Source organism: Streptomyces daliensis (assembly GCF_054782395.1).
In genome coordinates, this window is sequence record NZ_BAAGSO010000094.1 from 361,010 (window position 1) to 373,372 (window position 12,363).

The window sequence follows — 12,363 nt, forward strand, 5'->3', positions numbered from 1 at the left end:
GGGTCAGCCGCGGTTCCCCCTCAGCAGGCGGAAGTCGGCGGGGTCCAGGGTGCGGGTGCGCGCGGCGTACTCCCGCATGTAGCCGGGCCAGTTGGCGACGTTGCGGCCCGCCGCGTCCCGGTACCAGGAGTCGCACCGCAGCCATGCCGTGCCGTCGAAGCGGCGCCGTACCGCGAGGACGTCCGCGGCCTCCGCTTCGGCGCGCACCTCGATGGCCGCGGCCCGGTGGGTGCGGACGCGCCGCAGCGCCTGGCACAGATAGCGGGCCTGGGCCTGGAGGAAGAAGATGATGGAGCCGCCCGAGGTGTTGGTGTTCGGCCCGTACATGAGGAACATCGAGGGAAAGCCCGGCACCGTGATGCCCAGATGGGCCCGTGGGCCGCGCGCCCACGCCTCGCGGAGGCTCCTGCCCCCGGTTCCGGTGATCTCCATGGGGAGCATGAAGTCGTTCGTCCTGAACCCGGTGGCGTAGATGACGCAGTCCACCTCGTGCGTACGTCCGTCGGCCGTCACCGGGCCGCGCGGCGACATGCCGGTGATGGGTGCCGTGACCAGCTCCACGTTCTCGCCTTGCAGCGCGGGCAGGAACGTGGAGCTGAAGAGCACCCGCTTGCAGCCGAAGGGGTACGTGGGCCATGCCTTGCGCCGCACCTCCGGGTCGCGTAGCTGCCGTCGCATGAAGGCACCCGCCAGCGCTCCGGCGAACCGTCCCAGGGTGCCCGGATGCCGGATCGCGGCCGTCAGCAGTTCCATGGCGGAGAAGAGGACGGCCCGCCACACGGCCCGCAGACCTGGCACCCGGCGCAGCAGCGCCCTGACCGTCCTCGGATACGGACCGTTGCTCAGCGGCAGGAACCAGTTGCCCGTGCGCTGAAACACCGTCAGGCGGCTTACCCGGGAGGCGATCTCGGGGACGAACTGGACCGCGCTCGCGCCGGTGCCGACGACCGCGACCCGTTTGTCCCGCAGGTCGTAGCCGTGGTCCCAGCGCGCCGAGTGGAAGCTGTGCCCCTCGAAGGCCGCCCGGCCCGGGAGTGCGGGCACGGCGGGCTGGTTGAGCTGGCCCGTCGCCAGCACGAGGGCTTCCCCGTGCCAGGTGTGCCGCTCCCCCGCCGCGTCCCGGGCGTGCACCGTCCACCGGCACGCGTCCTCGTCCCAGTGGCACGAGGTCACCTCCATCCCCGTCACGACCGAGCGGTCGACGCCGAACTCGGCGGCGACACCCCGCAGATACTCCAGGATCTCCGGCTGCGGGGAGCACAGCCGCGACCAGTCGGGGCGCTGTGCGTAGGAGTAGGAGTAGAAGTGGCTGGGCACGTCGCAGGCCGCTCCGGGGTAGCGGTTGTAGTGCCAGGTCCCGCCCGGTTCCGGGGCCGCCTCCAGCAGGGTCAGCTCGTCGAACCCGTGGCGTCGCAGTTCGATCGCGGCGGCGATGCCGCCGAAGCCCGCTCCGACGATGATCACTTTCACGTCCGCGCTCCCGTCGTCCGGCGGCCCGGCCGCGCACGCCTCCACAGCGGTACCGCTCCGCTCTCCCTCGCGCCCGCCACCACCCTCCCACCGCCGCGAAGAGCGCGTCACGCCGCGAGCCCCCGGGCATGGAGAAGTCCCCGGCGAGGGCCGCGCCCTCGCCGGGGACTCGCGAGGAGGCAGGCCCCCCGTCGGCCCGTTCTCCGCCGTCAGCCCTTGCGCGAACCCTTGACGAACTCCTGCTTCGAGATCTGTCCGTCCGAGTTGGTGTCCACCATCCTGAACGCCTTGTGGACGTCGGCCCTGGAGACACCCTGGGCCTGCGCGCCGGCCCGCAGCTCCGGCTCACTGATGGTGCCGCTCTTGTTCGTGTCCATCTGGTGGAACGTGGGCGGGGCACTCGCGTGGCCGGTCTCGGCGAGGGCGCTGCCCGTGGCGCCGAGGACACCTGCCGCCGCGAGGGCGGTCGCGATGACAGCGGTGCGAGTCTGCATGTTTTCTCCCATCGCCCCCGCCGACGGGCAGGGGTTGGACGCGTGCTGGTTACTTCCATGTGCGAGCACGTGCTCGCACATGCGGGCACCAAACGTAACCGATCCACCACCGTGCGTCACGCAGGGGCACCGACGACGGCCCGGCGCCGGAGCACACCGCCGGGCCGCCGCCCGAAGCCGCTCGCGGCCGTTACTCGAAGCGTGCGGGGTCCCCCGCCCCCCTGCGCACGATCTCGGCCTCACCGCTGGAGAAGTCGACGACCGTGGTCGGCTCGGTACCGCAGTCACCCGAATCCAGTACGGCGTCGACCACGTGATCGAGCCGCTCCTTGATCTCCCAGCCCTGGGTGAGGGGTTCCTCCTCGTCGGGGAGGAGCAGCGTGCTGGAGAGCAGGGGCTCGCCGAGTTCGGCGAGCAGTGCCTGGGTGACGCCGTGATCGGGGATGCGGACCCCGACCGTCTTCTTCTTCGGGTGCCACAGCTTGCGCGGCACCTCCTTCGTCGCGGGGAGGATGAAGGTGTAGCTGCCGGGCGTGGCGGCCTTCACCGCACGGAACACGTCGTTGTCCACGTGCACGAACTGGCCCAACTGCGCGAAGTTCTGGCACATGAGGGTGAAGTGGTGGCGGTCGTCCAGGTTCCGGATCGACCGGATCCGGTCGATGCCGTCCCGGCTTCCCAACTGGCATCCGAGCGCGAAACAGGAGTCCGTGGGATACGCGATGAGCGCCCCCGAGCGGATGCTGTCGGCCACGGTGCTGAGGGTGCGCCGCTGAGGGTTCTCGGGGTGCACGTCGAAATACTTCGCCATCCGCCGAGCTTAGGTGCTGCCCGCGCGATCATGTGGTGGGGGCACGGGTCCCGCCCCGGTTCGACACCACTGTGATCCGGCGCGAGGCGGACGAAGCCGGAGCGCGCGGGCCGTCAGGGTGCCGGTGCGGTCAGGTAGTCGCCGTGCTCCAGGTCGTCGAGCAGCGCCGGGCCGGTGGGCGTCCAGCCCAGCAACTCCTGGGTGTACGAGCTGGACACGGGCCCGTCGAAGCCGTACAGGGTGGCCATGAACGGGCTGACGAAGTGCGTGGCGGCCTCGTCGGGTGTCAGCGAGACCGTGGGCAGGCCCAGGCCGCGGGCGATCACCTCCGCGACGCTCTTCAGGGTGACGCCGCTCTCGGCCGCTCCGTGCAGCATGCTGCCCGCCGGCGCCTTCTCCAGCGCGAGGCGGAACAGCGCCGCCGCGTCGAGCCGGTGCACCGCGGGCCACCTGTTGCTGCCGTCGCCAACGTAGGCCGAGACGCCTGTTCGTCGCGCGGTGGCGATGAGCATGGGGACAAAACCGTGGTCCTGGGGGCCGTGGACGGTGGGCGCGAGGCGGACCACGCTCGCGCGCACTCCCCGCTCGGCGAACCCCAGGCCCGCGCGCTCACCCGCGATGCGGAAGGCGGCGATCCCGGCCGCGTCGGGCTCGTCCTTCTCGGTGGCCTCCCGGCCGGCGGGCATGACCAGGGTGCCGGAGGTGACGACGAACGGCTTGCCCGAGTGTTCCAGCGGCCGGCCGAGCGTCTCGATCGCGGTCCGGTCGCGCCTCATCATGTCGTCGAGGTCGGAGAAATCGCCGCCGTATGCCATGTGCAGCACGCCGTCGGCGGCCTCGGCGCCGCTGCGCAGGCTGTCGAGATCGTCCAGCGAGCCGCGGTGCGGCGTGGCCCCCAGTGACTCCAGCCTGGCGGCGGCGGTGTCCGAGCGCGCCAGGCCGGTGACGGCATGGCCCGCCGCGATGAGCGCGGTGACGACGGCGACCACGTCGGAGCCGGCACCGACACCGGCGCCAGCGCCGACGCCGACGCCCTAGGGGCGCATGACGATCTTCCCCACGTGGCCCCTGCGGGCGAGTTCCTCCTGTGCCTGAGCGGCCTGCTCCAGGGGGAACGTCGCGGCGACGACGGGCTGGATCTCGGCCCCACGCGCCAGGTCCATCAGGCGGTCGAAGTGCGTGGGGGTGTGCATCGCGGAGCCGATGACCTGCGCGTTGTGCAGATAGAGACGGCGCACGTCGAAGGCGATGCCGTACCCGCCGAGCGCTCCGGCCACGACCCATCGGCCGCCCTCGCGCAGCAGCGGCAGCCCCTCGCTCACCAGGTCACCCGCGACGACGTCGAGCGCGACGTCGATGCCCTCCGGCGCCGCGGCGCGGAGCTGTGGGGCGAGGTCCCGTGCGCGGTCGACGACCTCGTGCGCGCCCGCCTCGCGCACCGCGTCGATCTTGGAGCCGCTGCTGATGGCGACCACCCGCGCACCGCGCGCACGGGCGAGCTGCGTCAGCGCGACACCGACGCCGCCGGAAGCGCCCGAGACCAGGGCCGTCTCCCCCTTCCGCAGCCGGCCCCGCTCGATCATGCCCAGCGCGGTGCCGTAGGCGGTCGGCAGCGTCGCGAGCTGCGCGTCCGTGAGCGGGGACTCCGTCACGTCGTGCACACGCCGCGCGGGCGCGGTCACATACTCGGCGTAGCCGCCGTCGCGCTCGCTCCCCATCAGGCCGACCGGGTTCGCGTCCGGCCCCTCGGCGTCGTAGATCGCCGGGTCGACGACCACGCGACGGCCGACGAGCCCCACGTCCACATCGGCGCCGACCACCACGACCCGGCCGGCCACGTCGGCGCCCTGGATGCGCGGGAAGTCGACGGGGCCACGCCAGCCCGACAGCGCCTTCGGGTCCTCCGGGCGGCCGTAGGCGCCCTCCCTCGTCCACAGGTCCGTGTTGTTCAGCGCCACCGCGCCGACCCTGACCAGCACCTCTCCCGCCTGCGGGACGGGCACGGGCACCTCGGCCAGCTCCAGCACCTCCGGCCCTCCGTGCGCCGTGATCCGCACCGCTCGCATGGTCTCGGACGCGTTCATCGTTTGACCCTCCTCGCAAGTAAACCGATCTGTATACCTGTACCAGTGTAAACCGATCGGTCAAGCGACGCCCAACGCCGCTCCGTGCCCCCGTGCCCCCTGCACGGACCCCCCGCCGCGGAAACTCATCGGCGTGGCACTAAGCAGCGCGGGATGCGGCGCTACGATCAGCGGCACCATGACGACCACTCATGACCACGACCCCTTCGCCGCCGTGCCCAACGGCGCACGGCACGCCGCGCTCGCCGAACTGGCCCGGCAGGGCCCACTGCACCGGCTGGTCCTGCCCACCACGGTGCCCGCGTGGGTGATCACCGGCTACGCGGAGGCCAGGGCAGCGCTGGCCGATCCCCGTCTCGTCAAGGGCGGCCCGGACAACGCGCCGTATGTGGCGGAGCTGGAACCGGAGACCTCGGCCGGGCTCAACCACCACATGCTCACGGCCGATCCGCCCACCCACACCCGGCTGCGCAAGCTGGTCTCGACGGCCTTCACCCGCCGTCAGGTCGAGCGCCTCGCACCCGGTATCGAGACACTGTGCACGTCACTGCTCGACGACGTGGCCGAGCGGTTGGCGGCGACCGGCGAGGCGGACCTGATGGAGTCGCTGGCGCATCCGCTGCCCCTGACCGTCATCTGCGATCTGCTCGGCATCCCGGAAGAGGCCAGGGAGGATGTGCGCACCTGGATGCGGCCACTGCTGGCGGGCGGGATCTTCGGGTTCGACACGTACGCCGCAGCCGCGCGGAAGATGCTCGCCTTCACCCGCGACCTCGTCGCCGAGAAGCGGCACACCCCGGCCGACGACCTGCTGTCCGCGCTGGTCCAGGCCCGTGACGGCGAGGACCGGCTCAGCGAGGACGAACTCACCTCGATGGTGCAGTTGCTGTTCATCGCCGGGCACGACACGACCGTCAGCCTGATCGCCAACGGCGCCCTCGCACTGCTGTCGGACCCTGCGTGGACGGCTTCCCTGCGCGAGGATCCCGGGCAGTGGCCCGGAGCGCTGGAGGAACTGCTGCGGTTCGACAGCCCCGTCCAGGTGGCGATGCCCCTCACGGCGGCGGCGGACGTGGAGATAGCGGGCCGGACGGTCCCGGCGGGCGATGTCGTGATCGTGTCCCTGCTCGCGGCCAACCGCGACCCCGCCCGCTTCGCCGGCCCCGCGCTGCTCGACCTCGCGCGTGACGACGGCGGACACCTGGCCTTCGGCCACGGCATCCACCACTGCCTCGGCGCGCCGCTGGCCAGGCTGGAGGGCCGGATCACGCTGCGCGCACTGGTGGAGCGCTTCCCCGGGCTCCGGCTCGCGACGTCGCCCGAGTCGCTGGAGCGTGAACCGGCGCTCCTGTTCAACAAGTTGACGTCGCTGCCGGTCCGGAGTTCCTGACCCACCGGGACCTTCCCCCTCGCTTCCCTCACTTCCCTCACTTCCTGAGGAAGTCCAGGAGGTCCCGGTTGAACTTCTCCTTGTCACCCGGCACGAGGGCGATGCCGTGCGAGCCGCCCTCGTAGACCTTGAGGGTGGCGTCGGGGATGATCTCGGCGGACTTGCGGCCCGTCGCGTCGATCGGCACCACCTGGTCGTCGTCGCCGTGGACGACGAGGGTGGGGATGTCGAACTTCTTGAGGTCCTCGGTGAAGTCCGTCTCCGCGAACGCCGTCACACAGTCCACCCCGGCCTTGATGCTCTCGTGCATGGCCATGAACCAGAAAGCGTCCTTGTTGCCCTGCGTCACCTTGTTCCCCGGACGGTTGGCGCTGAAGAAGCCCTCCGCCGTGTCCTTCCAGAACTCCGAACGCTCCCTGAGGATGCCGTCCTTGATGCCCTGGAACACGTCCGCCGGTACACCCTCGGGATTGGTGTCGGACTTGAGCATCAGCGGCGGGATCGCGGAGAGCAGCACGGCCTTCCGGACCCTGCCGGTTCCGTGGCGGCCGATGTACCGGGCCAGCTCGCCGCCGCCCATGGAGTGCGCGACCAGGGTCACGTCGCGCAGGTCCAGTGCCTGGATCAGGTCGGCGAGATCGTCGGCGAAGGTGTCGAAGTCGTAGCCCTCCCACGGCTGACCGGAGCGGCCGTGGCCCCGGCGGTCGTGGGCGATGCCGCGGAAGCCGTTCTCGGCCACCCACTTCATCTGGTCCTCCCACGCGTCCGCGTTCAGCGGCCAGCCGTGGATGAACAGCACGGGCGGCCCGCTCCCCCAGTCCTTGTAGAAGATCTCCACACCGTCACGGGTGGTCACGAAAGCCATGTACGCCTCCTCAGACAGGGGTACGCGCCCGGGGGCCACGCGTCGGACCGTCCTGGGTCAGCGTGCGCCACACGGATACGGACACGGCACAGCATGCGACGCGTCGTACGGGGTGGCGCACGTTGGTCACGCCACGCCACGCCACCCGCGCCGGAACCTTCGCCGTGCCGGGTGCCTCCCTACGAAGCTAAGCCAGCGCACGAAAGCCCGCAAGAGAGAGCGAAGCCGCAGCTCACGGCCCGCCCGAGGGGGCCTTCCCCAGGGCGGCGGTGAGGGCGTCCAGGTAGCGGGAGACGGGGCCGAGGGTGAGCAGGCCGCTGCCCGCCCCCGCCAGTTCCCCCGCCGCGGGGGCGAGCGCGTGGTGCGCGCGCTCCATCGTCCCCCGCTCGCCCGTGGCGACGGCGGCCCGCGCGACGAGGCACCACATGGCCTCGTACAGCAGATCGCGGGGCGGCTCCGGTACGGCGCGCAGCGCCACCGACGCCGCGTCGCGCCGGTCGTGTGCCAGCAGGAGGAGCGGGCGGACCCAGGGCTCGTACGGCCCCCAGTCGGGATCCGGAGCCGGACCCGGGGCGGGGGCCGGAGTCGGGGCCGAAGCCAGGTCCGGGCCCAGGCCACGGTCCAGGTCAGGGCCCACCGCCCCGTCCCCGTACCGCACCCGCAGGCACAGCAGCGCGAGCGGAAGCAGGCCGCGCTCCAGTCCCGGCATGCCCGCGCCCTCCAGGGACGCGGCGGCGTTCCGGTAGGCCGACTCCACCTCGGCGCGCTGCGCCGTTCCGGTCTCGGCGAGCCGTAGCGCCCCGTACCACCGTGTGAACACCCCTACCAGCGGCAGCTCATGACGCTCCGCCAGCCGGTCGGCGGCTGCGGCGTGCGCGTCGGCGCCGGCGAAGTCCGCGAGGGCGCCGCGCGCCTGGAGGCGGACGAGGTGGCCGAGGACCTCGTATGTGACCAGCCCGTGCCGCGCCGAGAGCGCCACCAGTTCGGCGCCGACCGCGTCCCGCTCCGGGGCCAGCCCCGCCCGGTGGAAGGTCTGCATGAAGACACCGTTGAGGGCGAAGGCGAGCAGCGCCGGGTCCTCCAGGCCGCGGGCGAGCCGTTCCGCCTGCCGCGCCGCCCGCGGGCCGCGCTCTCCCGTGGTGCCGCGCGACTCCAGCGCTACCGTGGCCAGCAGCCGGGCGCGCGCCGCCTCGTGCCCCTCGGGCGGAAGCAGCGTCAGGGTGTGCTCGGCGGCGGCCACGATCCGTGCGGCGTGGTCCGGGTCGTCGGAGCGGGTCCAGATCGCGGGGACGTCGTAGGCGCCGATGACGCGGGCCGTCAGTTCCACGTCGCCCAGTTCCCGCGCCGCTGTGACGGCTGCCAGACGGTGGCGGCGTGCCGCCTCGAGACCGCCGCCACCGGTCACCGCGAGGTTGCGCAGCAGGCCGACCGTCGACTCCAGGCGCGCGCGGGCGCCTGAGGCCACGGTCCGGTCGTACGCGGCGGCTGCGCTCGCCCACACCTCGCCCGCAGCACCGGCCGATCCCGTGTCCGTGCCCGTATCCACATCCGTATTGCTGCCGGGGCCCACGGCCCCGTGTCCGGGGTCGAGGTGTTCCGCGTGGCCGAGGATGTCCGCCTCCAGGCGGCGCAGCGCCGGGCCCGGATCGACGCCCAGTTGCTCGGCGAGGAGGGTACGGGCCCGGCGCAGCACGGCGAGCGCGTCGCGCTGACGCCCTGTGCGGTACAGGGCGAGCGCCAGCAGGCGCCACGCGTCCTCACGCCAGGGGTGCTCGGCGACGTGCGCGTCCAGATCGGCGGCGGCCTGCGCGGCGAGTCCCAGCGTCAGCCGGGCCTCTGCCTGCCGCTCGACGGCGTGCAGCCGCAGCTCAGCGAGGCGCGAGCGCGGCGCGCGGGCCCAGTCCGCTTCGGCGAAGTCGGCGTAAGCGGGGCCGCGCCACCACCCCAGCGCCTCGTCGAGGTGCGCGAGCGCGTCCTCGGCGGGCAGCTTCGCCGCGTCGGCCACCGCCTGCTCGAAGCGCCAGGCGTCCACCGTTCCCGGGTCCGCGCGCAGCGCGTACCCCGGCCCCTCGGTGACCAGCAGCCTGGCCGGGGCGCGGGGCGGACGGTCCGGTTCCAGTGCCCGGCGCAGCGCGGCAACGAAGGTGCGCAGCGCGCTCACCGCGCCGGGCTGCGGGTCCTCCCACAGGTCGTCCACCAGGCTGCCGACCGGGACGACGCGGCGACGCGCGACGACCAGCCTGGCCAGCACCGCGCGGTGCCGCGGCCCCTTCAGATCGAGAGTGTCCCCGGCACCGTCCCACGCCGTCACCGGGCCCAGCACTCCGAAGTCGACCCGCACCTGCGCACCACCCTTTCCGGCCGTTCCGGGGCGTCGCCCCCGGCCACGCTATAGCGCGCTGACCGGATGCTCATCCGCGCCCGGCAGGCTGAGGACACCAGGTCGGAGCGCATCGCCCCGGCGACACGGCCAACCAGGCACCCGGCCGCCCGGCCACCCCACAGGACCAGCACCACCAAGGAACGGAACACCGCACCATGACACCTGTCCTCACCGGCTTCGACTACCGGCGCGTCCCCGTCGCCGACGGCGTCTCCCTCAACGTGGCCGTCGGGGGCACGGGCAGCCCCGTCGTCCTGCTGCACGGCTTTCCGCAGACCCATCTGATGTGGCGGCACGTCGCAGCCGACCTCGCGTCCGAGCACACCGTCATCTGCCCCGACCTGCGCGGCTACGGCGCGAGCGACAAGCCCGCCGAGGCCGACAGCGCCACCTACTCCAAGCGCACCATGGCCGCCGACATCGTGGCGCTGGCCCGTGCGCTGGGCCACGAGCGCTTCGCGCTGGCCGGGCACGATCGCGGCGCCCTCGTCGCGTTCCGCACCGCGCTCGACCACCCCCGGGCCGTCACACATCTGGCCAGCCTCGACGTGCTGCCGACCCTCGACATGTGGGACGCCATGCACGGCACGAGCGCGGCCGTCGGCTTCCACCTGTATCTGATGGCGCAGCCGCCAGGCCTGCCCGAGCAAATGATCGCCGGGGCCCCCGACGCCTTCTTCGGCTACTTCCTCGACATCTGGGCCAACGACCCGGACGCCGTGCCCGCCGACGTGCGCGCCGCCTATCTGGACGCCTGCCGCGCCGCCGTGCCCTCGATCGTCGCCGACTACCGGGCCTCCGCCGGTATCGACGTCGAGCACGACCAGGCCGACCGCGACGCGGGCAACCGCCTGACCATGCCGGTCACCGTGCTCCAGCAGGACTGGGGCGCCGCGCTCGGCTTCGACGCCGCCGCGCTGTGGCGCGCATGGGCCACCGATCTGCGGCACTCCACCGTCACCAGCGGCCACTTCATGGCCGAGGAAGCACCCTCGGAGATCGCCACTGCCATCCGGGACCTGCTCGCCCGCTGAGGCCCCGACCCGATCGCCGGGCGGCCCGGAGGCCCTCCCGGCGATCGGCGCAGTGACCGGTTGTCAGGTCTGAACCTGACATGAAATTACTTCCAGGTATGTAGTGACTTAAGCGGTAAGCAACAGTAGAACGTGTCCTCATTCCCCCGAAGGTGAGGAACGTCGCATGAACGACATCACTCCTCGTGACATCGGCTCCGACGGCTTGTCGCGCCGCGGATTCATCACTGGAACAGGTTCCCTTCTGGGAGCCGCGGCCCTGGCCGGTCCCCCTGCGGTGGCCCAGCCCAGGGCCGCTGCCGCGCCCGCCTCGGCCCCCGCCGCGATCGGCTCAGGGGCCCACGTCCCCGTCCTGGTGATCGGCACCGGCTACGGCGGCTCCGTCGCCGCGCTGCGCCTCGCCCAGGCGGGCGTCGAGGTGCACATGGTCGAGATGGGCATGGCCTGGGACACCCCGGGCTCCGACGGCAAGATCTTCGCCAACACCACCAGGCCCGACAAGCGCTCCTACTGGCTGCGCACCAGGACCAAGCAGCCCCTGAGCAACTTCCTCGGCTTCCCCCTCGACAAGGACGTCCCCCGCTACACCGGCATCCTCGACGCCGAGGACTTCAGCGGCATCACGGTCTACCAGGGCCGCGGCGTCGGCGGCGGTTCGCTGGTCAACGGAGGCATGGCGGTCACACCCCGGCGCGAGAACTTCGCCGCCGTCCTCCCCTCCGTCGACGCGGGCGAGATGTACGGCACCTACTACCCGCGCGCCAACAGCGGGCTCGGCGTCGGCACCGTCGATCCGGACTGGTTCGAGAGCGCGGAGTGCTACCAGTACGCGCGCGTCGGCCGTCGACACGCGGAGCGTTCGGGCTTCCCGTTCGTCTTCGTGCCCGACGTCTACGACTGGGACTACATGGAGCGGGAGGCCGCGGGCACCGTGCCCCGGTCGGCGCTCGACGGGGAGATCCTGTACGGCAACAACCACGGCAAGAAGTCGCTCCAGCAGACCTACCTCGCCCGCGCACGGGACACCGGCAGGGTCACCATCTCACCCCTGCACAGGGTCACCTCGGTCACCCCGGCCTCCGCCGGCGGCTACACCGTCGTCATCGACCAGCTCGACACCGGCGGCGCCACCACGGCGACCAAGACCGTGACGGCGGACAAGGTGTTCTTCGCAGCGGGCAGCGTGGGCACCAGCAAGCTGCTCGTCGGCCTCAGGGCGACGGGCGCGCTGCCCCGGCTGAACAGCGAGATCGGCAAGGGCTGGGGCGACAACGGCAACGTCATGTGCGGCCGGGCGAACCACCTGTGGGATCCGACGGGCAGACTCCAGTCGAGCATCCCCACCGCGGGGATCGACAACTGGGCGGCGGGCGGCGCGTTCGCCGAGGTCGCGCCGCTGCCCACCGGGATCGAGACCTACGCCTCGTTCTATCTGTCCATCACCAGGAACCCGCACCGCGCCCAGTTCTCGTGGAACACCTCGGCGGGGAAGGCCGAACTGGACTGGCAGACCTCCTGGAAACAGGCATCCATCGACATGGCCAAGACCATCTTCGACAAGATCAACGCCAAGGAGGGCACGATCTACCGCACCGACCTCTTCGGCACCTACAAGATCTGGGGCGACCACCTCACGTACCACCCGCTGGGCGGCGCGGTGCTCGGCAAGGCCACCGACAACTACGGCCGTCTGCACGGCCATCCTGGGCTGTACGTCATCGACGGCGCGCTGATCCCCGGCAACACCAGCGTCAACCCGTTCGTCACCATCACGGCGCTGGCCGAGCGCAACATCGAGCGGATCGTCGCCGCCGACCTGTGACGCTCGACGG

At 72.2% G+C, this 12,363-nt stretch carries 10 protein-coding genes; 3 read left to right on the plus strand and 7 right to left on the minus strand.

What is annotated here, in order from left to right; translation table 11 throughout:
• Window positions 1-3 precede the first annotated feature (3 nt).
• From ACYVOO_RS24055 to ACYVOO_RS24075, 5 genes are all read right to left on the minus strand, one after another.
• Complete coding sequence (locus tag ACYVOO_RS24055) at window positions 4-1,470, minus strand: flavin-containing monooxygenase (RefSeq protein ID WP_461017765.1); 1,467 nt, start codon at window positions 1,468-1,470, stop codon at window positions 4-6.
• A gap of 209 nt (window positions 1,471-1,679) precedes the next feature.
• Window positions 1,680-1,964, minus strand: a complete 285-nt coding sequence (locus tag ACYVOO_RS24060) for an EF-hand domain-containing protein (protein WP_461017766.1) — start codon at window positions 1,962-1,964, stop codon at window positions 1,680-1,682.
• Window positions 1,965-2,154: 190 nt separating this feature from the next.
• Entirely contained in the window at window positions 2,155-2,775 is a 621-nt protein-coding gene (locus ACYVOO_RS24065) for an L-threonylcarbamoyladenylate synthase (protein WP_453349437.1), read from the minus strand.
• A gap of 113 nt (window positions 2,776-2,888) precedes the next feature.
• A complete protein-coding gene (locus ACYVOO_RS24070; protein WP_461017767.1) occupies window positions 2,889-3,764 on the minus strand; it encodes an SDR family oxidoreductase in 876 nt (291 codons plus the stop codon).
• A 45-nt stretch (window positions 3,765-3,809) separates the two neighbouring features.
• The gene (locus tag ACYVOO_RS24075) at window positions 3,810-4,859 is read right to left on the minus strand and encodes a zinc-binding dehydrogenase (protein WP_461017768.1); all 1,050 of its coding nucleotides are present in this window, start codon (window positions 4,857-4,859) and stop codon (window positions 3,810-3,812) included.
• A gap of 178 nt (window positions 4,860-5,037) precedes the next feature.
• On the opposite strand from ACYVOO_RS24075, the gene ACYVOO_RS24080 reads away from it, so the two are divergent.
• A complete protein-coding gene (locus ACYVOO_RS24080; protein WP_461017769.1) occupies window positions 5,038-6,249 on the plus strand; it encodes a cytochrome P450 family protein in 1,212 nt (403 codons plus the stop codon).
• Window positions 6,250-6,286: 37 nt separating this feature from the next.
• Here ACYVOO_RS24080 and ACYVOO_RS24085 read toward each other — a convergent pair whose 3' ends face one another.
• Window positions 6,287-7,114: an alpha/beta fold hydrolase gene (locus ACYVOO_RS24085; protein WP_461017770.1), complete on the minus strand. Its 828-nt coding sequence runs from the start codon at window positions 7,112-7,114 to the stop codon at window positions 6,287-6,289.
• Between the two features lie 232 nt (window positions 7,115-7,346).
• Window positions 7,347-9,455 carry an AfsR/SARP family transcriptional regulator gene (locus tag ACYVOO_RS24090; protein WP_461017771.1) on the minus strand — a complete coding sequence of 703 codons (2,109 nt, stop codon included), beginning with the start codon at window positions 9,453-9,455 and terminating at the stop codon, window positions 7,347-7,349.
• A 197-nt stretch (window positions 9,456-9,652) separates the two neighbouring features.
• Between ACYVOO_RS24090 and ACYVOO_RS24095 the strand changes: the two genes are divergently transcribed.
• Window positions 9,653-10,531 (plus strand): alpha/beta fold hydrolase, encoded by an 879-nt coding sequence (locus ACYVOO_RS24095; protein ID WP_461017772.1) that lies wholly within the window; start codon window positions 9,653-9,655, stop codon window positions 10,529-10,531.
• Window positions 10,532-10,697: 166 nt separating this feature from the next.
• Window positions 10,698-12,353 carry a GMC oxidoreductase gene (locus ACYVOO_RS24100; protein ID WP_461017773.1) on the plus strand — a complete coding sequence of 552 codons (1,656 nt, stop codon included), beginning with the start codon at window positions 10,698-10,700 and terminating at the stop codon, window positions 12,351-12,353.
• The last annotated feature ends 10 nt before the right edge of the window (window positions 12,354-12,363 follow it).